This window comes from Paenibacillus sp. JT31N17 (assembly GCF_056269255.1).
Genome location: NZ_JBWDNP010000010.1, coordinates 1 through 22,881 on the forward strand (window position 1 = coordinate 1; position 22,881 = coordinate 22,881).

Annotated in this window: 23 protein-coding genes; 16 read left to right on the forward strand and 7 right to left on the reverse strand. The window is 53.7% G+C overall.

Going from position 1 to position 22,881, the window contains the following annotated elements; translation table 11 throughout:
• Positions 1–126: 126 nt before the first annotated feature.
• From def to spoVM, 10 genes are all read left to right on the forward strand, one after another.
• Entirely contained in the window at positions 127–615 is a 489-nt protein-coding gene (def, locus tag AC0YOB_RS25580) for a peptide deformylase (RefSeq protein WP_210047073.1), read from the forward strand.
• A gap of 4 nt (positions 616–619) precedes the next feature.
• Complete coding sequence (gene fmt / locus AC0YOB_RS25585) at positions 620–1,567, forward strand: methionyl-tRNA formyltransferase (RefSeq protein ID WP_475795175.1); 948 nt, start codon at positions 620–622, stop codon at positions 1,565–1,567.
• An 80-nt stretch (positions 1,568–1,647) separates the two neighbouring features.
• Complete coding sequence (rsmB, locus tag AC0YOB_RS25590) at positions 1,648–3,093, forward strand: 16S rRNA (cytosine(967)-C(5))-methyltransferase RsmB (protein WP_475795337.1); 1,446 nt, start codon at positions 1,648–1,650, stop codon at positions 3,091–3,093.
• A gap of 253 nt (positions 3,094–3,346) precedes the next feature.
• A complete protein-coding gene (gene rlmN / locus AC0YOB_RS25595; protein ID WP_475795338.1) occupies positions 3,347–4,393 on the forward strand; it encodes a dual-specificity RNA methyltransferase RlmN in 1,047 nt (348 codons plus the stop codon).
• A 4-nt stretch (positions 4,394–4,397) separates the two neighbouring features.
• Complete coding sequence (locus AC0YOB_RS25600; protein ID WP_475795176.1) at positions 4,398–5,153, forward strand: Stp1/IreP family PP2C-type Ser/Thr phosphatase; 756 nt, start codon at positions 4,398–4,400, stop codon at positions 5,151–5,153.
• Between the two features lie 5 nt (positions 5,154–5,158).
• Positions 5,159–7,285 carry a Stk1 family PASTA domain-containing Ser/Thr kinase gene (gene pknB / locus AC0YOB_RS25605; protein ID WP_475795177.1) on the forward strand — a complete coding sequence of 709 codons (2,127 nt, stop codon included), beginning with the start codon at positions 5,159–5,161 and terminating at the stop codon, positions 7,283–7,285.
• Positions 7,245–8,204, forward strand: a complete 960-nt coding sequence (gene rsgA / locus AC0YOB_RS25610; RefSeq protein ID WP_475795178.1) for a ribosome small subunit-dependent GTPase A — start codon at positions 7,245–7,247, stop codon at positions 8,202–8,204. Before pknB ends, rsgA begins: the two co-directional genes overlap by 41 nt.
• A gap of 2 nt (positions 8,205–8,206) precedes the next feature.
• Positions 8,207–8,851: a ribulose-phosphate 3-epimerase gene (gene rpe / locus AC0YOB_RS25615; RefSeq protein WP_475795179.1), complete on the forward strand. Its 645-nt coding sequence runs from the start codon at positions 8,207–8,209 to the stop codon at positions 8,849–8,851.
• Positions 8,852–8,865: 14 nt separating this feature from the next.
• Positions 8,866–9,132 (forward strand): hypothetical protein, encoded by a 267-nt coding sequence (locus AC0YOB_RS25620; RefSeq protein WP_210047079.1) that lies wholly within the window; start codon positions 8,866–8,868, stop codon positions 9,130–9,132.
• Positions 9,133–9,401: 269 nt separating this feature from the next.
• Positions 9,402–9,482, forward strand: coding sequence for a stage V sporulation protein SpoVM (spoVM, locus tag AC0YOB_RS25625; RefSeq protein WP_010345573.1), 81 nt, complete (start codon positions 9,402–9,404; stop codon positions 9,480–9,482).
• A 335-nt stretch (positions 9,483–9,817) separates the two neighbouring features.
• On the opposite strand, the gene rpmB is transcribed toward spoVM, so the two are convergent.
• Positions 9,818–10,006, reverse strand: a complete 189-nt coding sequence (gene rpmB / locus AC0YOB_RS25630; RefSeq protein WP_210047080.1) for a 50S ribosomal protein L28 — start codon at positions 10,004–10,006, stop codon at positions 9,818–9,820.
• Between the two features lie 290 nt (positions 10,007–10,296).
• Between rpmB and AC0YOB_RS25635 the strand changes: the two genes are divergently transcribed.
• From AC0YOB_RS25635 to AC0YOB_RS25655, 5 genes are all read left to right on the forward strand, one after another.
• Positions 10,297–10,656, forward strand: coding sequence for an Asp23/Gls24 family envelope stress response protein (locus tag AC0YOB_RS25635; protein ID WP_475795180.1), 360 nt, complete (start codon positions 10,297–10,299; stop codon positions 10,654–10,656).
• 55 nt (positions 10,657–10,711) lie between these two features.
• Positions 10,712–12,484, forward strand: a complete 1,773-nt coding sequence (locus AC0YOB_RS25640) for a DAK2 domain-containing protein (protein WP_475795339.1) — start codon at positions 10,712–10,714, stop codon at positions 12,482–12,484.
• Positions 12,485–12,499: 15 nt separating this feature from the next.
• Positions 12,500–13,354: a DegV family protein gene (locus AC0YOB_RS25645; protein WP_475795181.1), complete on the forward strand. Its 855-nt coding sequence runs from the start codon at positions 12,500–12,502 to the stop codon at positions 13,352–13,354.
• Between the two features lie 10 nt (positions 13,355–13,364).
• A complete protein-coding gene (gene recG, locus AC0YOB_RS25650; protein WP_475795340.1) occupies positions 13,365–15,413 on the forward strand; it encodes an ATP-dependent DNA helicase RecG in 2,049 nt (682 codons plus the stop codon).
• A gap of 74 nt (positions 15,414–15,487) precedes the next feature.
• Entirely contained in the window at positions 15,488–15,775 is a 288-nt protein-coding gene (locus tag AC0YOB_RS25655) for a stage VI sporulation protein F (RefSeq protein ID WP_210047083.1), read from the forward strand.
• A gap of 209 nt (positions 15,776–15,984) precedes the next feature.
• Here AC0YOB_RS25655 and AC0YOB_RS25660 read toward each other — a convergent pair whose 3' ends face one another.
• A complete protein-coding gene (locus AC0YOB_RS25660; RefSeq protein WP_475795182.1) occupies positions 15,985–16,671 on the reverse strand; it encodes an SOS response-associated peptidase in 687 nt (228 codons plus the stop codon).
• A gap of 244 nt (positions 16,672–16,915) precedes the next feature.
• Here AC0YOB_RS25660 and AC0YOB_RS25665 point away from each other — a divergent pair, with 244 nt between their 5' ends.
• Positions 16,916–18,151, forward strand: a complete 1,236-nt coding sequence (locus AC0YOB_RS25665) for a DUF2515 family protein (RefSeq protein WP_475795183.1) — start codon at positions 16,916–16,918, stop codon at positions 18,149–18,151.
• A 27-nt stretch (positions 18,152–18,178) separates the two neighbouring features.
• Here the strand turns inward: AC0YOB_RS25665 and AC0YOB_RS25670 are convergent, their stop codons facing one another.
• The 5 genes from AC0YOB_RS25670 to proC form a co-directional block, all read right to left on the reverse strand.
• Positions 18,179–19,309, reverse strand: coding sequence for a MerR family transcriptional regulator (locus AC0YOB_RS25670; RefSeq protein ID WP_475795184.1), 1,131 nt, complete (start codon positions 19,307–19,309; stop codon positions 18,179–18,181).
• A 107-nt stretch (positions 19,310–19,416) separates the two neighbouring features.
• Positions 19,417–20,064 (reverse strand): methylthioribulose 1-phosphate dehydratase, encoded by a 648-nt coding sequence (gene mtnB / locus AC0YOB_RS25675; protein ID WP_210047087.1) that lies wholly within the window; start codon positions 20,062–20,064, stop codon positions 19,417–19,419.
• Between the two features lies 1 nt (position 20,065).
• A complete protein-coding gene (locus AC0YOB_RS25680; protein WP_475795185.1) occupies positions 20,066–20,764 on the reverse strand; it encodes a 2-hydroxy-3-keto-5-methylthiopentenyl-1-phosphate phosphatase in 699 nt (232 codons plus the stop codon).
• Positions 20,761–21,993 (reverse strand): 2,3-diketo-5-methylthiopentyl-1-phosphate enolase, encoded by a 1,233-nt coding sequence (locus AC0YOB_RS25685; RefSeq protein ID WP_475795186.1) that lies wholly within the window; start codon positions 21,991–21,993, stop codon positions 20,761–20,763. Before AC0YOB_RS25685 ends, AC0YOB_RS25680 begins: the two co-directional genes overlap by 4 nt.
• On the reverse strand, positions 21,986–22,870 hold the full coding sequence (gene proC / locus AC0YOB_RS25690) for a pyrroline-5-carboxylate reductase (protein ID WP_475795187.1): 885 nt from the start codon (positions 22,868–22,870) through the stop codon (positions 21,986–21,988). The genes AC0YOB_RS25685 and proC overlap by 8 nt, the downstream gene beginning before the upstream one ends.
• Positions 22,871–22,881 lie beyond the last annotated feature (11 nt).

Here is a 22,881-nt window from a genome sequence, read left to right on the forward strand (position 1 = left end):
CCCGAGCATTCAGGTATAACCACGCAATAACTTAAGTATCGCTTACGAAGTGAGTTATGGCTTGAATCACTCGGTTCACTCGAGCATTCAGGTATAACCACGCAATAACTTTTAGGAGGAACGGTTGTGGCAATACGTCTTATTGTGAAGGATCCGGATCCTGTTTTGAGGGAGAAGGCGATTGTTGTTACCAAATTTAATTCGAATTTGCATAAATTGCTGAGAGATATGGCGGAAACGATGTATGACGCGGACGGAGTCGGGCTTGCCGCTCCGCAGGTCGGTATATCCAAGCGGGTTATCGTGGTTGATATCGGTGATGATCATGGGCTCATTGAAATGGTCAATCCGGAGATTGTGGAGGCCGAAGGGGAGCAGTTCGGTCCGGAAGGCTGCCTCAGTATTCCGAATCTCAATGGAGATGTCCGCCGTGCCCAGCGTATTCGGGTAAAAGGCTTCGACCGAAACGGAGAGCCGTTCGAAATGGAAGCGGCGGATTTTCTGGCACGGGCGTTTCTGCACGAGATTGATCATCTGAATGGAGTGCTGTTTACGGACATTGCCGATGAGATTTATGACGCGGCATCACGTCCGCGACCACCACGCGAGGAGTGACGCTATGCGTATTGTATTTATGGGAACGCCGGAATTTGCCGTTCCTTCACTAGAGGCGCTGATCGGCGCCGGGCATGAAATTGTACTTGTTGTCACTCAACCAGACCGTCCCAAAGGACGCAAAAAAACATTGACGCCGCCTCCGGTCAAGGATGCGGCGCTTCTGCGCGGTCTGCCTGTTGAGCAGCCTGAACGGCTGAGAACCTCTGAAACGGTTGCCCTCATTGCCGGACTGAAACCGGATCTCATTGTGACGGCGGCTTATGGACAGATCTTGCCTAAGGCTGTGCTTGATGCGCCGCGTCTGGGCTGTATTAACGTGCATGGTTCCCTGCTGCCCAAATACCGGGGAGGTGCGCCGATACAGCGTGCTGTCATGAACGGAGAGAAAACTACGGGAGTCACCATCATGTATATGGCTGAAGGACTCGATACCGGTGATATGATCAGCCGTATAGAGGTGCCAATTACCGATGTGATTACGTCCGGCGAGCTGTTCGAAGAGCTCAGCAAGGCCGGTGCGGAGCTGCTTATGCGCACGCTGCCATCGCTTGCCGACGGCACGGCAGTGGCGGTGCCTCAGAATCACGACGATGCCACCTATGCCCCGAACCTGACCAGAGAAGATGAACGGATTGACTGGACCCGGTCAGCCGGAAGTCTATATGATCAGGTGCGCGGATTATCGCCGATGGCTGGCGCTTTCACGCTTCTAAATGGGGAAACCTTCAAAGTGTGGGGCTGCCGGCCGCTTCCACCGGCCGCAGCATCCGGCGGGCAGCCGGGAATGGTGATGAAGGCGGATGAAAAAGGCATATTGGTGCAGACGGGTGAGGGCATGCTGCTGCTTACTGTCATTCAACCGTCAGGGAAGAAAGCCATGCCTGCATCCGAATGGCTGAAAGGCGCTCGTCTTGAAGCCGGTACAGTTTTTGGAGGCGTCCAATTGTGAATAAACCGGATCAGAACGATCCCGCGAAGGTAGAACAAGCCGGGAAAACACAGCAGCGAAAAAAATCATCCCGTGGCCCAGTGAATGCTGTTAAAGCTTCAGGGCCAAAGAAGACGGGATCACCTCACCCCAGCAGAGGGGACCAGCGCAAGCCCAGGCCGCATACCGCCCGGGAGATAGCGCTTCAAACTCTTGTCAAAGTTGCCGAGGCCGGAGCCTACAGCAATCTGCAGCTGAATCGCGCTCTGCAGGACGCACAGCTGACGCGCCAGGATGCGGCGCTTGCGACTGAGCTGGTCTACGGGAGCATTCAGCAGCAGCGCACGCTTGATTACCGTCTGGAGAAGCTGGTTGCCAAAGGGCTGGACAAGCTGGCCCCATGGGTTCATCAGCTGCTCCGCATGAGTGCGTATCAGCTTCTGTATCTGGACCGCATTCCCGCGCATGCAGCAGTTAATGAGGCGGTGCAGATCGCAAAGCAGCGGGGACACTCCGGCATTTCCGGAATGGTCAACGGTGTTCTGCGCAATATGCTGCGCAGGCTTGCCGAGATGAAGCTCCCGATCGACGAGATTGATCCCGTCAGGCGCATCGGCCTCACCTACTCCTATCCCGACTGGCTGGTCGGAAGATGGATTGAGTCCTATGGAGAAGCGGTCGCGGAAGAGATATGCAGGGCAGGCAATGAAACTCCCCATGCCAGCTTGCGCGTGAACTCGCTCCGGCTTTCTGGGGAGAAAGCGGCAGAGCTTCTTGCTGAAGCAGGAATACAGGCGTCACCGTCCAAGCTTGCGGCAGGCGGACTGGTTGTGAGCGGCCATGCCGGCAATTTGACACAGCTTGCGGCTTATGGACAGGGTCTCTGGTCCTTGCAGGATGAGAGCTCGATGCTTGTTGCCCAGGTGTGCGCGCCAAAGCCGGGTATGACCGTACTGGATTGCTGCTCCGCTCCTGGCGGCAAGACGACTCATCTGGCTGAGCTTATGGACAATTCGGGGCGGCTCATCGCCAATGACCTGCATCCCCACAAGCGGAAGCTGATTGAAGACCAGGCTGAGCGGCTTGGCCTCACTGTAGTCGAGGCTGTCAGCGGGGATGCGTCCGATTTGGCGAGCCGATATCCCGGGGCTGACTTTGATGTTGTGCTGCTTGATGCTCCATGCTCGGGTTTTGGTGTCATTCGGCGCAAGCCGGAAATCAAATGGACGAAGTCGCCTGAGGATATTGAATCGATTGCCCGGCTGCAGCAGCGTCTTCTGGATGAGGCGGTCAAGCTTGTAAAGCCCGGAGGCACATTCGTATACAGCACCTGCACGATTGAAAAAGAGGAAAATGAGGCGCAAATGGCTTCATTTGTGCAGAGGAACCCTTCCTTTGTTCCCGATGCCGACTGGCCGCAGCAGGTCCTTGCGCCTCTTCGTGAGGCAGGCGTGATCGGTGTGGATTTTAGTGGCGCGGTTCAATTGCTGCCGCAGCATTTTGGCAGCGACGGCTTTTTTATAGCCCGGTTCAAACGGGTGAATTAAAGCCGTATGCAAGCCGGCAGAACAGCTGTGAAATCGTGCTTAAACGCGCGAAAATGACGCCCAAGGCGGCCTCTGTGGTCTGTCATGGGCGTTTGTGGTAAAATAAGCGATGGCAGGTAAGAAGAAACACTTCCCATCGTCTTCTGGCGGCGAAGTCAAGTTTCTTCACTCTGTAATATCAGGTTGGATAAATTCCTTTCTGATGATTCAAGAAGACTGCCTATTCCAAAATATAAGAAACAGGTGTGAAATGATGAAACCGTTCATCTACGACTATACGATTGACCAATTGCAAGATTGGATGAAAGAAAACGGAGAACCCGCATTTCGCGGCACACAGCTCTTTGAATGGCTTTATGTCAAACGTGTGATGAGCTTCGAGGATATGACGAATCTCTCCAAGGGACTGCGTCAGAAGCTTGACGATCAGTTTCAATTCGTGACGCTTTCCGAAATTACGCGCTTCGAATCCAAGGATGGAACCGTGAAGTTTCTGTTTGGCCTGCATGACAACCATGCGATAGAAACGGTTATTATGCGCCACAGCTACGGCAACAGTATTTGCGTGACAACCCAGGTAGGCTGCCGCATCGGCTGTACCTTCTGCGCCTCCACGCTTGGGGGATTGAAGCGGAACCTGACGGCCGGTGAAATCACGGCTCAGGTGGTGAAAGCGCAGCAGATGCTTGATGCAACTAACAAGCGCGTGTCCAGCATCGTCATTATGGGCTCCGGAGAGCCTTTCGAGAATTATGATGCGACCATGGCATTTCTGCGGGTCATGATCCATGAGAAAGGCCTCAATATTGGTCAGCGCCATATTACGGTGTCAACCAGCGGTATTGTGCCGAGCATGTACAAGTTTGCCGAAGAGAACACCCAGATCAACTTGGCCATCTCCATCCATGCCCCCAATGACAAGCTGCGCTCCAAGCTGATGCCGGTCAACCGCCGTTTTCCATTTGAGGACGTCATCGAGGCCTGCCGCAATTACATCGCCAAAACCGGAAGGCGCATTACGTTTGAATATGCCCTTATCGGCGGTGTGAACGATCAGAGTGAGCATGCCCAGGAATTGGCAGATGTGCTCAAAGGCATGCTCTGTCATGTCAACCTGATCCCGGTCAATCACGTGCCGGAGCGTGATTATGTCAGAACCCCGCGCGAGCAGATTTTTGAATTTCACCGTGTACTCGAACGTAATAATATTAATGTGACGATCCGCAGAGAACAAGGTCATGATATTGCGGCAGCCTGCGGACAACTACGCGCCAAACATATGGACGGAGCGGTGGGGTGAATGTATGAAGATAGCTTTTCGCAGTGATATCGGACGGATAAGACTCGTGAACGAGGACCGGGGATATGCGGAAATGACGGAAACCGGCATTGCCGTAGCCATTGTTGCTGACGGCATGGGCGGTCACCAGGCTGGCGATGTAGCAAGCCAGCTTGCAGTCGAGACGTTCCGCGAAGCCATGCAGGGAACATCTGCGGAGCTGTCGATGGACGAGAGGAAGATGCTGATCCGCCAAGCGATTTTGCAGGCCAATGAGGTTGTATTTGATATGGCTTCACGCAATGATCAATACCACAATATGGGAACAACAGTGGTGGCGGCGCTGCTGCAGCCGGACAACGGCGTAATTGGTCATATCGGGGATAGCCGGGCTTACAAATGGAGAGGCGGGGTATTAACCCAACTCACCGTAGATCATACGCTGGTCAATGAGCTTGTTAAATCGGGACAAATCAGCGTGGAGGAAGCAGCCCGGCATCCCAGACGCAATGTGCTTACCAGGGCGCTTGGCACCGACGCTGATGTGGAGATTGATGTAAAGGGCTTGTCATGGCTGCCCGGCGATCTGCTTCTGCTTTGCAGCGACGGTCTTACCAATATGGTCACCGAACAGGAAATAGCCGAGACGATTCTCCAGGAGGAGCTCGACTTGGAAGGGAAAGCGGACAAGCTCGTTGAGCTGGCGCTGCTGGCCGGCGGGGACGATAATATCACGGTCGTCCTGCTGCATCATGCCGAAGACACAGAGCAAGAGGAGTGACCGACATGATTGGACATGAATTAGGCGGTCGATACGAGATCATTACCCGCATTGGCGGCGGGGGAATGGCTCTCGTATATAAAGCCCATGATATTTTGCTTAACCGCAAAGTTGCCGTCAAAATTTTAAGGCAGCAGTTTGTGCACGACGAGGAGTTTATCCGCCGGTTCCGCCGGGAAGCCCAATCCGCAGGGGCCTTGTCTCATCCCAATGTGGTGAGCATTTACGATGTAGGGCAAGAGGACGAAACCCATTATATTGTTATGGAATATGTTGAAGGTCACAACCTGAACGAAATTATTCAGGAGCGGGCGCCGCTGCAGCCCGAAGAAGCGGTTCGCATAGCCATTCAGATATGCGATGCGCTGGAGCATGCCCATCATAACCTAATTATTCATCGGGACATCAAGCCTCATAATATATTAATAGGCAAGAACGGACGTGTGAAAGTTACCGATTTCGGCATAGCCCGTGCTGTTACTTCCTCCACGATTACACAAACGGGCTCGGTGCTGGGCTCGGTGCATTATTTTTCACCCGAGCATGCCAAAGGCATAAGCACCGGAGAAAAGTCGGATCTGTATTCACTGGGTATTGTGCTGTATCAGATGCTGACCGGCAAGCTGCCATTTCTTGGCGAGAGCCCGATCAGCGTCGCGCTCAAGCATCTGCAGGAGACATTCGAAGAGCCAAGGGTGGTCAATCCGTATATCCCGCAAAGTGTTGAGAATGTGATTTTACGGGCGATGCGTAAAAATCCGAGTGAACGCTATAATTCGGCAGACGAGATGCTGCGCGATCTGGAAACCTGTCTGCAGCCCGAGCGTCTGAAGGAACCGAAGATCACTTTTGTCAGCGGTTCGGATTTTGAAGAAACGCGCGTGATGCCGGCTATCCGCGGCAGCATTATCGATACGCTGGCGTCGACTGGAGGGAATGGGCGTGGCGACAAGGCGGTATCGACCGATACGGAGGAGAACCGCTGGGATTCCACAGGACTTGTCGAAAGCAAACGCAGGCGCAGATGGGTCAAGCCTGTCATTACAGTATTTGTAACGTTGATTGTCATTGCGCTTGTTTTCTGGGGCGCGAGAACGGTGCTGAGCTGGTTCGATATCGATGAAGTGGACGTGCCTTACGTGATCAGCAAGACAGAGGCGGAAGCGCGCCAGAATCTCGAGCAGGCTGGCCTGAAGGTCGAAGAGCCCACTGTATACATGGAAAAGGCGGATATCCCGGAAGGAACGGTCTACGAACAGTCCAAAGTCAACCAGAGGGTTAAGGTAGGCTCCTTCATCAAGCTGTATGTGAGCAAGGGACCTAAGCTTGAAGGCGTAGAGGATTACTCAGGAAAGACTTATACAGAGGTGGTGGATTCGCTCATCGCACTGGGTGTTTCCGAGGAGCGGATCAGCAAAGAAGATGTATTCAGCGACCAGGCAGCCGGCACGGTCACCGAACAGACGCCGGCAGCCGGCCAGCAGTTCGATCCGAAGAAAGCAACCTTCGCCTTCAAGGTCAGCAAGGGCAAGGAGACCTTCCCCATGATTGATGTAGTGGGCAAAAGCGAGAAAGATGCAATAGCAGCGCTGGAAGCAAAAGGTCTGGTAGTCAAAGCCAAGGATATCGTCCGCGAAGGCAGCTATAAAGAAGAAGGAACGGTTCTCACCCAGTATCCGTTTGAACCGGATGCGCCTGTATCCAAAGGTGATGAAATCACATTGACGATCAGCTCCGGGTACCCTGAGGATGCACTCGAATACACATTCAATATTACGGTTTCGCCAGCAATTGCAGGACAGCCTAGTGAAGTGCGCATTACATATACCGATGCGCGCGGGGAGAATATCGAATGGGGCAAGAAAACCATTAATGATACTGAGACCTTCAATGTAAAAGTTGTCCTGGATCCGAATACGGAAGCGATGGTTTCGGTATTTCGGGACGGGCAATTTGCCGATACTTTTGCCCGCACCTATGAAGAAGTGAAGGCGGGGGCGGATTCTACGCCGGATACCATACCTGGAATGGCACCGCCACCGGAAGATCCGCCTGTGGATCAACCGGACCAAAATGAGGAGACTGACATAAATGGCAACCAAAGCACGAACACAACAGACCAGCCCCAGTAAGCGGGAAGAACATGTCGGTCGGATTGTAAAAGCGCTTAGCGGCTATTATTATGTACTTCCTGAAGAGGATGCCGCGGGGACAAAACCGATTCAGTGCCGTGCCCGCGGCATCTTCAAGAAGCGCGGTGAATCGCCGCTTGTCGGCGACATGGTGCTCTATGAGCGGACGGAGAATGGCGAAGGAACGGTCGATACGATCCTGCCCCGGAGTTCGGAGCTTGCGCGCCCTCCGGTGGCGAATGTCGACCTGGCCGTTCTGGTTTTTTCCGTTACAGAGCCTGCCCTTAATCTGCAGCTGCTCGATAAGTTTCTTGTCCACATCGAGCATGCCGGAATCGAGGCCATGTTGTGCCTCAGCAAGCAGGATTTGACCGTGGAGGGCGAGGAAACGGAGCAGGCGCGTCAATCCATGCATGAGGTGCTTCGCATATACAAACCGATCGGATATGATGTAATCACCACAAGTTCGAGGCTTGGCGAAGGTACCTCTGAAATGATGGAGCGGCTGCACGGTCATATCGCCGTATTCGCCGGTCAATCCGGTGTCGGCAAATCCTCTTTGCTGAATGCTCTGGTTCCGGGCCTATCGCTTGAAACCAATGCAATCAGCGCCAGGCTGGGAAGAGGCAAGCATACAACCCGCCAGGTCGAGCTGATCCATACAGGAAGAGGTTATGTGGCAGATACACCGGGATTTAGCCAGCTGGATTTTACGGAGCTCGGCATTGATGAGCTGGGGGATTGCTTCCGGGAAATGCGCAAGCTTGCGCCTTCCTGCAAATTCCGCGGCTGCACGCATCTTCATGAGCCCGGCTGCGCTGTTCTGGAGGCGCTGGAGGCCGGCGAAATTGCCCCTTCCAGGCATAAAAATTACGAGCATTTCATGAATGAAATGAAAGAGAGAAAGCGGAGGTATTAGACATGTCGCTTATTGCACCATCGATTCTGTCGGCAAACTTTGCGACATTGGGAGAAGATATCAAAGAACTGGAGCAGGCTGGCGCGGATTGGATCCATATTGATGTGATGGATGGACATTTTGTCCCGAATCTCACATTCGGGCCGGTTGTCATAAGCGCTGTGCGTCCATATACAAAGCTGCCGTTTGATGTACATCTGATGATTGAACAGCCGGAGAAATATATTTCCGACTTTGTACAGGCAGGGGCTGATCGAATTACGATTCATGCGGAGGCTTGTGTTCATTTGCACAGAGTCGTGCATATGATTAAAGAAGCGGGCTTGCCTGCCGGGGTCGCACTTAACCCCTCTACCCCCGTTAATGTGCTGGAGAACCTGCTCGACGACCTGGATTTGGTGCTGATTATGACCGTTAATCCAGGTTTTGGCGGACAGGCATTTATCCCGCAATCCGTAGCCAAGCTCAAAGCGCTGAAAGCGATGCTGCTGGCCCGGGGCCTGCATGACGTTCATGTGCAGGTTGACGGAGGAATAAACGCACACACATCGCCGCTCGTCCAGGAAGCCGGTGCCAACGTCCTGGTAGCGGGAAGCAGCGTGTTCTCACAGAAAGACCGCGCGGCTGCCATAGCCGCATTGCGTTAGGAGGGCCAGGATCCATGGGAGAGCGGATAAAAAACGGCCTGCTGATCTTTATATACAGCCTGGGAGCAGGTCTGATGCTTGGTTTATTTTCCACCTTCAAGTCGGGAATCAATATCGTGTTCTCTCTGCTTGCGCTGGTGATCGGAGTATTATTTTTTCGCAAATTCCCAAAAATCGGGTCACGCATTATTTTTATCCTGCTTGCGGTGTTCTTTTTCTTCTTGTTTGTCATTATCATTGCGATGGTAAGCTATATGAAAGCTAATCCTATTCAACCTTAACTGGTGAAGGGGAAGCTCACAACATGAGGAGCCCCAAGTTGGAATAGGACAATCCGGAATTGCATAGGATGGTTACATGAACGAACGTTCTTGTAGCCTTTTTTTTATGTCGTAATGTCCCAGCGTATGGGAAGGCGAAGAGAGCTGTTTTTCGAGAACAGGTTAACTGCGGCTTTCTCTAGGATAAGAACGGTTCACGATGTGCGTCAGGTTTCCACAGCAGCAGGAACTCGCAATTGTTGTTGTAAGCTTTGGAGGAGGGGTGGAGCATGAAATTTTACACAATCAAGCTGCCGAAATTTTTAGGTGGATTCGTCAAAGCGATCTTAAATACGTTCCAGAAAAACTAGCCCCGCTGGTCTTATGCAGAGCGCGCTGCAAGGACTTGCGTGCGCGGGTAGCGCGCAGGAAGCAGAGGCCGGCCGTGCCACGGACGGCTGTTTTCTGTGTAGAGATACCAGGATTGAATTGAATACCGGGGCTCGACCTGCTGTGCGTCGCGCAGCTTCTGGAGGCAACCGTAAGTTCATAGCTGTCGGAATACAAAAAAAGCACCTGAACGGATTCGGGTGCTTTTCCATGAAATATGAGAAAGGTTAACGTACTCCACGCTTTGCTTATATTTCAGAGGGAAGAAAGCTGATTCCGCCGCCAGAGGACGGCGTCACCTATTTCTTCTTGGCGATTATACGCGGGTTACTTTACCGGCTTTCAGAGCGCGAGTGCTGACATAAACGCGTTTTGGCTTGCCGTCAACAAGAATGCGAACCTTTTGAACGTTGACGCCCCAAGTGCGGCGGTTTTTATTATTGGCGTGAGAAACGTGGTTACCCGTTCCTGGGCTTTTGCCCGTAATAAAACATTTGCGTGACATGAAAATACACCTCCTCAGGATTTTTTGCGATCCTGTTTGAATTACAATTCAAAGAATACAATTAAGTTTTTGTTCACAAGAAGAAATAATTAGCTCCTTGCAAATAAACACACTTAAATATAATAGCATATCCCTCAGTATCCATCAAGCACCTGCCCAGGGGATTTTCTATCGGGAGACGGAGCAATTAGCAGAAAATTGACGCAAAATGGGGTCTATACTTCTAAAACGTCGTTATTTATAGTACAATGTTGTTTAGTCCATAATAGTTAAAGAAGGAGTGATTTTCCATGCCACTTGAGCTGAACTCGGAAGTAGGGAAAGTTTTCATAACCGATCATGTAATCTCTGTGCTTGCCGGCTCGGCGGCGTTGGAGTGTTATGGACTGGTTGGCATGGCTTCGCGCAAACAGCTTAAGGATGGGATCACCGAATTGCTCGGCAGGGATAATCTGTCCCGCGGTGTCGAAGTCCGCCGGGAGAACGAACGCATACATATCGACTTATACATCATCGTGAGCTACGGAACAAAAATTTCGGAAGTCGCACACAACATCCAGTCAAAAGTAAAATATGTGCTCAACGAAGTGGTTGGTCTGGAAGTGGACTACGTACATATTTTTGTCCAGGGCGTACGTGTATCTCGGTAGGAAGGGGCTAGGGCACTTGAATAAACGCTTGATTAACGGGTCTGACTTTTCGGAAATGGTACTCAGCGGAGCAGCATTTCTTCAGCGGAACGTGGAACGTGTAAACGCGTTAAATGTGTTTCCGGTACCCGATGGAGATACCGGCACCAATATGAATTTAACGATGACCTCCGGAACGAATGAACTACAAAATAAACCTTCACCGGCTGTGGGCAAAGTTGCGGAAGCGCTTTCCAAAGGGCTGCTTATGGGCGCCAGGGGCAATTCCGGCGTTATTTTATCGCAGTTGTTTCGTGGTTTTGCGAAGAGCGTATCGGCTCTGGAAGAGGTGAACACCGTGCAGTTCGCCGCCGCTTTGCAAAGCGGTGTAGATATGGCCTATCGCGCTGTGGCAAAGCCGGTTGAAGGAACGATCCTGACCGTTGCGAAAGAAGCGGCGAAGCATGCGGTTGCCTACGCCAGGCGTTCAAACGATATGATTGATCTGATCCGCGAGCTTCATAGCAAAGCTGACGAGGCGCTGTCGCGTACGCCGGATCAGCTGCCTGTGCTGAAGCAGGTAGGCGTCGTGGATTCGGGCGGACAGGGACTTGTTTATATTTATGAAGGATTTTTGGATGCATTGGCTGAACAATCGAAGGATAATGATTTTCAAAGAATCCGGTCTGATTATTACGAAGTACAGCGGCCTGCGGCGCCGGTATTGCAGAAGCAGCAGCCGGCAAGCGCCCAGTCGCGTCTATCAACGGAAACCATTGAATTCTTATACGATATGGAATTTTTCATCAACCGCAAGCTTGCCGGACCTGGTGTTCGGCGATTCGACGAGACCGCGTTCAAGCGGCTGCTTTCCCGGGATGGCGACTCTCTCCTGGTTATCACCGATGACGAGGTGATCAAGGTCCACGTGCACACGCGCAAGCCTGGAGATGTGCTCAATTATGCTTTACCTTACGGCGAGCTTATGGATATTCATATTCTCAATATGCGCGAGCAGCACCGGGAGCTGATGAAGGCCGGTGAGACCGCAGAGATCCATGCAGATGCCTGGCAGGGAGCGGTGGCGAGCGAGTCCATAAGCGTCGAGGATGCAGCGCTTGGACTTGCCGTCCCCGAGGTCTTGACCGGCGCGCCCGTTGATTCCGTACCTGTTGAGCAGGCTCATGAATGGGCCCCGTACGGAATTATCGCCGTTGCCATGGGGGAAGGGATCAATTCGATTTTCCTTGAAAACAATGTCGATATCGTGTTGACAGGCGGACAAACCATGAATCCTTCGACGGAGGATTTTGTAAAAGCGATCGAGTCGCTGTCCGCAGACCAAATTTATCTGCTGCCCAATAACGGGAATGTCATTCTGGCAGCGGAGCAGGCAGCGGAGTTATCCGGAAGAAATGTGACGGTCGTGCCAACGAGAACGATTTTGCAGGGTCTTGCAGCTATGCTGGCTTTCCGAGATGAGCATTCCGCCGCTGTGAACGGGGAAGCGATGGCGGAGGCCGCCCTTCAGGTGCGCTCGGGACAAGTCACGCATTCCATCAGGGATACGACCATTGACGGCATCGAAATACGCGAAGGGGACTATTTGGGTATTTTCGAAAAAGCGATCGTCAGCGCCACACCCAACCTGCAGTTGACCTGCAGGGAGCTTCTCACGTTGATGCTGGAGAACGGCGGTGAGCTGATCACGGTATTGACGGGAGAACCGGCTGACAAGGCAGAGACTTCGGAACTGGAAGCCTGGGTGCGGGAAACCTATCCGGATGCCGAGCTTGAGGTGCATGAGGGCGGACAACCGCTTTATCCTTATCTATTTGCAGTTGAGTAGGGGGTAGAACTGGATATGGGCACGGTCAAAATTGTGACAGACAGTACGGCGGATATTCCCAGGCGGGTCCGGGAGCAGCTTGGCATCGATATGGTGCCGCTGAAGGTCATGTTCGGTGAGCAGACCTATCAGGATGCCGTCTCGATCGGAAATAATGAATTTTATGAGAAAATGGCTGCTTCGCAGTCCTTGCCCACAACTTCACAGCCTTCTCCTGTTGAGTTTATGGAGGTTTACAGCCGCTTGACCAAGCAGCTGCCTGGCGTATCGGTCATTTCCATTCATTTGTCATCCGCGGTCAGCGGCACTTATCAATCCGCTTCTCTGGGGGCGTCCCTGCTCGAAGAGGAAGGCGATATCACGATAATCGACTCCAAGTCGGCCTCCTATGGATTTGGAATGCTTGTCGTAAAAGCGGCGGAGATGGCGGCGGCGGGGAGCTCCAAGGAAGAGATCCTGGCGGAAATTGACCGTCTGGCCAAGGACAGGCGATTATATTTTCTGGTGGATACGCTGGAATATCTCAAAAGAGGCGGAAGAATCGGTAAAGCGGCAGCGCTGTTCGGATCGATCTTGAATGTGAAGCCGATCCTGTCTCTGGATGACAGCGGCGAAGTGACTGCGATCGATAAGGTCCGGGGACAAAAAAAAGCGATGCAGCGGGTCATCGATCTGTTCAAGCAGGATTTCGGCAGTGACCCCATTGAAATCATGGTCGCCTGGGCCTACAAAAGCGATAACGCACTGGAGCTTGCAGCGCTTGCCCAGGCACAATTGAATGTGCGCAATGTCAAGCAAACGGAGATCGGCGCTGTCATTGGGACGCATGTCGGTCCTGGGACCGCCGCATTATTCATAAATCGGGTGTGAAAATAGTATGATGAGGCTTGATCAGATAGCGGTTCGGCAGGCCAAAGGCGTGAGCGCTCAAAAGGAACAGGAGCTTCACGCCTTTGGCGTCCATACGATTGCCGACTTGTTGGATTATTTCCCTTTCCGGTATGAGGACTACCGGATCAAAGGGCTGGCGGAAACGAAGGACGGAGAGAAAGGCACCGTTCAAGGGAAAATTATGAGCGTTCCCTCGCTGCAGCGTTACGGGCGTTCCAAATCGCGCTTGACCTGCAAGGTGATGGTGGACGGCCTGCTGGTGACGGCGGTGTGGTTTAACCGGCAGTTTCTGCAGGATCAGCTGACTCCGGGCCGGGAAATCATCTTAACGGGAAAATGGGAGCAGCGCAGGTTGCAGCTTACGGTCTCCGACTCGGAATTTCCGGATAAGGGCACAGCGCGTTCAGGAACGCTCCAGCCGGTCTATTCCGTCGGGGGCAGCATTACCCAGCCCTGGATCAGGAAAACCATTAAACAGGCGCTGGAGCAGTATGGGGCGATGATTGAGGAGGTGCTGCCGCATGTGCTGGTGGACAAGCATCGTCTGATGCCGCGGCGGGAGGCGGTGCAGCGCATCCACCATCCGGATGATACATCGGAAGGGCAGGCGGCCAGGCGCAGACTGGTATATGAAGAATTATTCCTCTTTCAGATGAAGCTGCAGGCCTACCGCTCATTAAACCGGAAGCGGATGGACGGAATCGCGCATGTCGTCGACGCGGAATCCATCCGGATGTTCGCCCAGACGCTGCCCTTCGAGCTGACAGATTCGCAGAAGAAGGTCGTCAATGAGATCCTGACCGATATGCGGCAGCCTTCCTGTATGAACCGTTTACTGCAGGGCGATGTAGGCTCCGGAAAAACGGTGGTCGCCGCCATTGCGCTCTTCGCAGCAGTCAAAGCCGGTCATCAGGGGGCGCTTATGGTGCCGACCGAGATATTGGCCGAGCAGCATCTTCGTTCCCTGCAGCGTTTATTTGAACCGGTGGGGATGGAAGTGGGTTTATTAACCGGCAGTTTGACCGACCGCAAGAAAAAGGATGCCGTCGCCAGTCTGCAAATGGGCTTAACCGATATTGTCGTCGGGACCCACGCCATCATTCAGGAAGGCGTCAATTTCCGCAGTCTGGGTCTTGTGGTAACGGATGAGCAGCACCGGTTCGGCGTCAACCAGCGGAGCATTCTCCGCAGGAAGGGCCTGAACCCCGATGTGCTGACGATGACGGCTACGCCGATTCCGCGGACGCTGGCGATTACGGCCTTTGGCGATCTGGATGTCTCCACGCTGCGCGAGCGGCCTCAAGGCAGGAAGTCGATCCAGACCTATTGGGTAAAGCACGGGATGCTGGAGCGCGTGTTCGGGTTTATCAGGCGTGAGGTAGATGCCGGGAGGCAGTGTTATTTTATATGTCCGCTCATAGAGGAATCGGAGAAGCTTGACGTGCAAAACGCCATCGATCTGCATGTCCAGCTGCAGCAGGCATTTCCCGATTTGGCAATCGGTTTGCTCCATGGCAGACTGCCGGCAGCGGAGAAAGACGAGGTTATGCGCTCATTCAGCGATAACCACATCCATGTGCTCGTGGCCACGACGGTTGTCGAGGTCGGTGTGGATGTACCGAATGCGACGCTCATGATCATCATGGATGCCGAACGCTTCGGACTATCCCAGCTCCATCAGCTCCGCGGCCGTGTGGGCCGTGGCGGCCATCAATCGTACTGCGTCCTCATTGCCGATCCCAAATCGGAGACAGGCCGTGAACGGATGAAGGTCATGACGGAGACGGACGACGGATTTGAAGTGGCCCGGCGCGATTTGGATTTGCGCGGACCCGGCGATTTTTTTGGAACCAAGCAAAGCGGCGTTCCCGACTTCAAGCTGGCCGATATGGCGGCGGATTTCGAGGTGCTGGAGATGGCCCGTGACGATGCCGCTGACTTGACGGGGCAGGCGGATTTCTGGACGGCGGCGGCATACGAAAGGCTGCGCGTGGTGCTCAAGCAGGATCAACTTTTTCAGGGCGAATTGTTGGACTAGTTTTTTTCAGCCCGTCTATGGCATATAGTACTACGATTGGCTTTTCAAAGCCGGACGGAGGTGCTAAACTGCTGATGAGCTACACAAAATACGGGATTCGGCCCGAATTGGTCGAGCGCGTCAAAGTGAAAATGAAAAACCAAGCTACCAAGGATCGTGTCAAGAAAGCGCTGGATGGTTTGAGCAAATCAGATTTGCAGGACCGGACGAAGGTGCGGAAGCTGGTCCGTACCACGGCGGGAATTTTACAGGAGCCGCTAACGCAGGTACAGGAGGATCAGATGATTTCATTTGTCCTGGGACAGCGCATAGATCCTAAGAATACGATTCATCTGATTAAATTATGGGCGATGTTCCGTTAGCCCGGCAAGCCTGGCGACCGGGTCAGTGCGTAACCTGGAATGCGATCATGTATGTTCTAACCACTGCCAAGAAGTACGCAAAAAAATGCATCAGAAGCAAAAAGCCGCTCCCATCACAAAGGAGCGGTTTTATGCTGTTCCTGGAATTATCGAATCGGTGGAGCGCCCCCGCGCAGCAGCAATGGAGCTTATCCATCTATTTTCAGGTATCAAGGCGTACTGTCGTCGGCCAATGGCTCAATGCAGGCGGGCTCATCGAAGGATACCCGGCCTACGTCCGTAGTAACAGGATAAGCGCGGAGCTCGTCCGCTGGAAAAGGCATCAACATTTGGCTCAGCCGTTCACGGTCCTGAAACGTCCGGTCCAGCCAAGCCTGCTCATCCTCCTGTTTCAGGATGACCGGCATCCGGTGGTGGATAGGCTGCATCAGCTCGTTGGCATCCGTCGTCAGAATTGTACAGGTGCTCAGCTTCTGCCCATCGGGATAAAGCCATGTATCGTACAGGCCGGCCATGCTGAACAGGCTGGAATTGCGGAGAACGATCCGCATCGGCTGCTTGCCCGCCGCATCCTTGCGCCATTCATAGAAGCCGTCGGCAGGCAGGATGCACCTTTTCCGCTGAATGAGTTTTTTGAAGGCCGGCTTGTCCCATACGGTCTCGGAACGTGCATTCAGCAGCTTGCCGCCCATCTTCGGATCATCCGCCCATGAAGGAACCAGCCCCCATTTCAGCTCGCCCAGCCGGTTCTTCTTGCCGTCGTGAATGATGGCGGTCACCATCTGTCCCGGAGCGACGTTGTACTTGGGATGGTGAAAGGGAATGGCCGTATCAAGATTCCAGTAGCGCAGCATTAACTCCTCAATGGATACCGTTATGGTATAGCGTCCGCACATAAGCCAATGCGCCTCCTTATTCAATAAAATCAGTTTAGATGACAAATGATCCTGCTCCGTTTGCCGTAAGCCGCAGTCCTTCAAGAAGGGAGCCTCCTGAATGGCTAACAGCGCCCCGGCTTGCCTATACTGATGAATAATAGCAGTGTAAAGGGGCGGCAGGATGGGGACTGGGAATTTGGCGGATCAGCATTCATTACTAAAACGAGTATACCAAACAATCAAAAACATAATAAAGCTCCCTATGAAAGCTATCCGGTTGTTGGAGGAGAAGATAAATGCCCGGAAGCTGTCGCGGCGCCTGGCTGATACGGCCAAGCTTCCCCGTCTGCACGAGGATTCGGTACGCAGGCTTCATACAGCCTGGACGGAGATGAATAAAGCTGCAGAATCGGATCGGGCGGAGCATTCAGGCATACACAAGGAAATCAACAAGGCGGAGCGCACTTTGCTTTATCGGATACAGCTTGACGCCGAGCGGGCCAACCGCAACAATATTACGCGCACAGAGGCTTACCGAGCCATTTATTTTCGCTGTCCGGAGCTGCATTGGGCGCTGCTTGCTCATATGGTTTCCCGCAATGGCGGCTGGAACATGACTGATCTGCAGGGGGATTTGCTGCCAAGACTGCTCCCTGAAGAGCAGCGGCGGTCAGACTTTCTCCTGCTGGAGCGGGCGAATGCTCTGATTTTCTCGGATGCCTATCCCCAGCTGCTGCTGTATGAGGCAGGGAAAAGGAACGGCATGAATTACTCGCATCTCCTCCCGGAGCTGGGTGTATCCAGCTTCATGAGCTGTGTATGGGCTCAATTCTGGCAGCGTAAAGAGACAGCGCTGCTGACGACGGCGCTCATCGTGAACGAACAGCATTTCATCGAAAAGCGTGTGGTGGAGCAGCCTTTCTACAAGGAGCATGTGCTGAGCAAGCTTGTTTTTCAGCTGCAATCCCCGCTTCAGACCAATGCGGTATTTATGCCCTACGGTTCGCCGGTGGCTGGGCAGATGAAGCTTGCCGGGCTTGTGCTTGAAGATTTCAGCAGCCTGCAGGAGCGGATTGAATTCGGTAAACGGTTGTATGCGATTCTATTCGGAGTGCCGGAGGTATTCGAAGGCGTGCTCGCTTTTGTGAGGGCGGTTCCCCATACGGGCTCCAGGGCCGATTACGCTCCGCATTTGTTTGCTTCCAGGAGAAGCGGCGGCCGGCAGCCCAAGCGATATTCCGAGCGTCTGAATGGATGCGGACTCATTAACGGCGCCAAGCCGCTTTACAGCCCGGTGCTCGAGGCAGCCTGGGCCGACGAGCCCTTCGAACGGGCGGGCGGTGAGGATTGGATGCAGTGGGCAGGGGGGATCGAGCAATATTTTGAAAGCCTGCCATTGCCGCCGATTTTTGAAATTACGAATGAACACTGCCTGGGCATTAACAAAGTTGAATTGGCGGTGATGGGGGCGGAGCGTCTCCAATCCGGGATGCCGTGATAATTCGAGGCTGCTTAAAATGGCAGTTTAACCATTCATGTTGGGTTTCCGTCTTTGCTTGTGGGCAAAAATGATCCACAGCGAGGGCGTGAGTGTCGGCATAATGGTTTCATAGCCAAGCTGACCGAGCCATGCGGCCACCTGCTTGGGGTCGGTTGGATATTGTGCTGGCGATTTCGCTGGAGGATCCGCGGGGGATGATTCAATTACAACACCCGCCAGACAGAGACGTCCGAGAGGCAGCAGTATACGATCCATTTCGGCCAGAGCCAGCTGCTGCTGACGCTCATCCAGATAGTGCATGGCAAATGCGCATGAGGCAAAATCAAATGCCGCTCCCTGGAAGGGCAGCGCGAGCAGATTTCCTTGCTTTGCTTCGATTTCAGGCAGGCTTTTGCGCAGAAGGGCGAGCATTTCCACGGATTGCTCTACCGCCGTTAATACAGCTCCCGACCGGGCCAGACGGGCAGTCAGACTGCCGGTTCCCGCGGCGAGGTCAATCCCGCGATCGCCAGAGACAGGATCGATCCACTGCGCAATAGCATCATGTGCAAGCTGATAGCTTTGTTCATTCACCAGCGGGTGAAGCGCCAGAAGAACGGCCAGCTCGCGATGGCTCGCGGCCAGACGGTCATAATCCCATTGATCATGCCAGGAGCTTCTTACGGCTGATAATTGCCTAATTTCGGCGGCGGCTGATTCAAGCTCCGTTAAAGTCAGATCCTGCCGGACAAATCCTGATGTAAGCATACTATCCAAGGCCTGCAGCGCTTGCGAGAGACGGGACCATTCCTCGTAGATCGCTTTTCTGGCTTCATCCAGCTTTCCAAGAAGCGCGAGAGAGGCAGCTTTCCGGGTATGCGAGGATATGCCGGGAGCATGATTCGGGATGTCTGTGGAATCCATGGAATCCGAATCTTCATCTGCCCGGAGAAATGGCCGGGCGGCGGGAATCATGTCGCTGATCGCAGCCAGGGATAACCCCAGCTCCCGCAGCGCAATAATCCACCGCAGACGCTCAAGGTCCTGCTTCCTATAGATGCGATATCCGTTCACGGGGGATTTGTCCGGCGCGATCAATCCTTTTTCTTCATATAAACGAATGGCCCGGGGCGTAGTCCCGAGCCATTTTGCGGTTTCATGGATGTGCAGCGGCATATGAACCATCTCCTTCATGTCCGATTGTAAACGTTGACCCTGCGTGAAGGTCAAGCGCCATCTACGCCGCCCAATCCACCGGATGAAGTATGCTGCGGAATGATTCCTTATTTTCGCTGCAGCAGCTCCCAGCGGTATACATATTCAAACAGAAACTCGAATGCCTCCAAATGCCGCTTGGCTTCAAAAGCATTAGCGCCCCAGGCATAGATGCCGTGCTTGCGCAGCATGATGCCGGGAATTCGCGGATCCAGCCGGTCAGTGATCTCTGGAACGATGCTTGGAATGTGAGCGAAATTTGAGACAATGGGAATTTCAATATGGGCTTCTTCCTCCCAGATATTAAAAGCCTTGATCAGCTCTACGCCGTCAACGGGGATCGATTTGCGGTCCCAGAACAGCTCTGATATCACATTATTCATAACGGTGTGGACATGGAAGATGGCTCCGCATCCGGTTAGCTTGTAAATCTCGCAGTGAATCAGGGTTTCTGCGGATGGCTTTAACCTGGTGGTTTCGCTGGGCGACCCGTTCTGATCGACGAACAGAAAATCCTCCGGCGTTGAGAGCGACTTGTCTTTCCCGCTTGCCGTTATGGCAAAGTTGAATGAATCGGATGCAAACTCTCCTGCCCGGATGGACAGATTGCCGCTTGTTCCGGCGAACCAGCCGCGGGAAGCGAATAAACGTTTGACCTCGCCAAGCTCGGCCAGAACCCGTTGTTTCTCTTCTGTAGCAATGTCTGCGAACATCATGTTAATGGGAATCCTCCTCATGTTTAAGAACGGCAATCACATCATGAAACGTCTCAAATTCATTATAAGGCAGTCCAAGCTCCTCGCATTTGCTGATCAGGTGGGAACGGGCAAATACGACATCAGCCAGCTTGGCCCCTTCAAAATCCGTTACGCTGTCGCCTATCAATATCCGCGTGTACGCCTCAGAAGGAAAGCGCCTGATGATGGTCGTTTTGCACATGCCGCAGTCGTTGCTGCAGTTTCCGTCGCAGGGATGAGGCCAGGTGATTTCGATCCGCTCTCCTGTAAAATCGCTGCCGTTGCAGTATATATGGTCCTCGGCAATGCCAAAGGGAGCAAGCAGGGGATATACAAAAAAATCAATTCCGCCGCTCGTTACATAAAATTCAATATCATGGGCTTCGCTGTATGCCAGCAGTTCGCTGAAGCCGGCACGAATGCGCGCATTGCTGATCGCGTATTCCACAACCTCTTTTTTTCGCGCTGCCGGGAGCAGGCGGAACATCTCGCCGACACCCTCGCGGATGGATTTGCGCTGTGACACGACATCTTCGACGATCTGCTCCCAGCCCGGCGGATTGAAATGCCGCACGATGGCCACGATATTGTCGTTCTCGGTAATAGTCCCGTCAAAATCGCAAAAAATGATGCGCTTTTTCCCTCTGGCCGATACCGGATTCGTTATTTCCAGGCTCATTCCTTATACCCCCAGCTGGCGATGGCCGCTTTCAAAGCTTCTTGTCCCGGCTGCTCCGCTGCCGTTGGCAGTGAAATTCCGGCAAGCGTTGCCGCTATGGCCTGACGGAAAGCTTGTCCGCCCGCCGCTGTCCCCATGGGATGGCCATGAATGCCGCCGCCCGCGTTGACAACAACCTCCTGTCCAAAGTCGCGCAAAATAAGCGGAACCAGTCCGGGATGTATTCCCGCTGAAGGGACGGGAAAGCTGGAAGAAACGGGAAGACCGGGATCGACGAGAGCTGCCTGGACAGCGAGGTTCTCTTCTCTAGGCATAACAACAGAGCCGTAAGGCGAAGGGAAGAGCACCAGATCGGCCCCGGCAAGACGCATCAGCTTGCCCAGCAGCAGCGGGGCGGAGATCCCATAATGCGGCGACGGATAGAAAGCGCCTGCCATGGCGGGATGGGCGGCGATCGGGACGGTGATGTCCGGGTTGCAGCTCAATTCATGCAGGGCATCGTAGCCATACGCCAATACATTGAACAGGAGCGCATTAGCGCCTGCACGTATTGCCCGTTTGGCATTAGCGGCAAGCTGTGAGGTCGGCCCCGTCAGATTGACTGCATACAGCAGCTTCTGTCCGGTTTCGCGTTCCGCCTGACGCGCGGCATCCATGCAAACCTCTACCCGTTTCTCCAATGGAGTCAACGGGTTCTCGAAGAGAATTTCGTCATCCTTGATCAAATCGACTCCGCCCAGGGCCTGCTGACAAAATTGCTCCCGCAAATTGGTCAGGTCATGGCCGATGACGGATTTGAATATGCTCATCAGCAGAGGGCGGTCGTGGACGCCAAGGAGCTTCCTTACCCCGGCAATACCGAATTTGGGGCCGGGAAATGCCGAAGTGAAGGCTGAGGAAAATTGAAGATCCAGCAGCTTGATTTTGCCATCCATCGACAGCTTGCCGAATACGGTGACGAGCAGGGCAGGGAGATCGCGGCTGAAATTAATGTCTGGATACGCGATCTGGAGGTCGGCAAACCGCTCGCCGGGCACCGCACCTTCCGGCTCATGAACGGTGACGGCTATGACACGCCCAAGATGCTTTTCCATCTCCGCCTTGCGGGCTTCGGGCAAGTCGGTCCAGCTGCCGACGGTCAGCCCGACAGCAATGCCCTGGGCTTTCTTGTGAAAATCAGCTTTATCGTCATAACAGCGGTAAGTCGCGATGCATACCTGATCACTCATGAGTTGCACTCCTCTCGATGTCTTTGCCCATTTCGGCGGCACGGTCGGTGGCCCGCCCTATCGCATGGATGAGGGCTTGGGTAAAGCCATGCGCGTCAAGCGTCTCTATTGCGGCTTGTGTCGTTCCGTTGGGAGAAGTCACTTTTCTTCTCAGCTCCGCCGGATGCTCATGGGTCGCCTTGACCATATGGGCGGCGCCCAGAACGGTCTGGATTGTTAATTCGCGGGAAGCCTCCTCGCTGAGACCGCGGCCCCGGCCGGCTTCGATCATTGCTTCCATGACATAATAAATATAAGCGGGACCGCTGCCCGAGAGACCTGTCACTACATCCAGAAGATGCTCCTCGACGACTGCCGTCATGCCGACGGATTTGAACATGGCCTCTGCGAGGCTTCGCTGCCCCTCGGAGACCGTGGAGGAGAAGCTGATGCCCGTCGCGCCAAGACCGATTGTGCTTGACGTATTGGGCATCGTGCGGACAATGTTCATCGGCTGGCCCAGCAGTGTTTCCATCGTATGAATCGACAAGCCGGCGATAACCGAGACGATCAATTGATCGGGGCGAAGCACATGGCGCAGCTGCTTCAACGCCTCAGCGGCATCCTTGGGTTTTATTGCCAGAAATAAGATATCGGCTCCGCCGATCATGGTTGTTTTGGTTTCATTATCAAACGCGGCCTGAACGCCGTAACGCGCGGCAAGCTCGTCAAGCCGGGCAGCATTCTGGCGATTGATCATACCGATCTGTCCGGGTGCGGTCAGCCCCTGGTCCAGCAGGCCGCGAACAATCGCTTCCGCCATCGATCCCGCACCGTAAAAGCACAACCGGAGCGAACTGATCTGCGGAGAAACACCGGCAGAGAATAATTGTGACATTTTAAAGATAA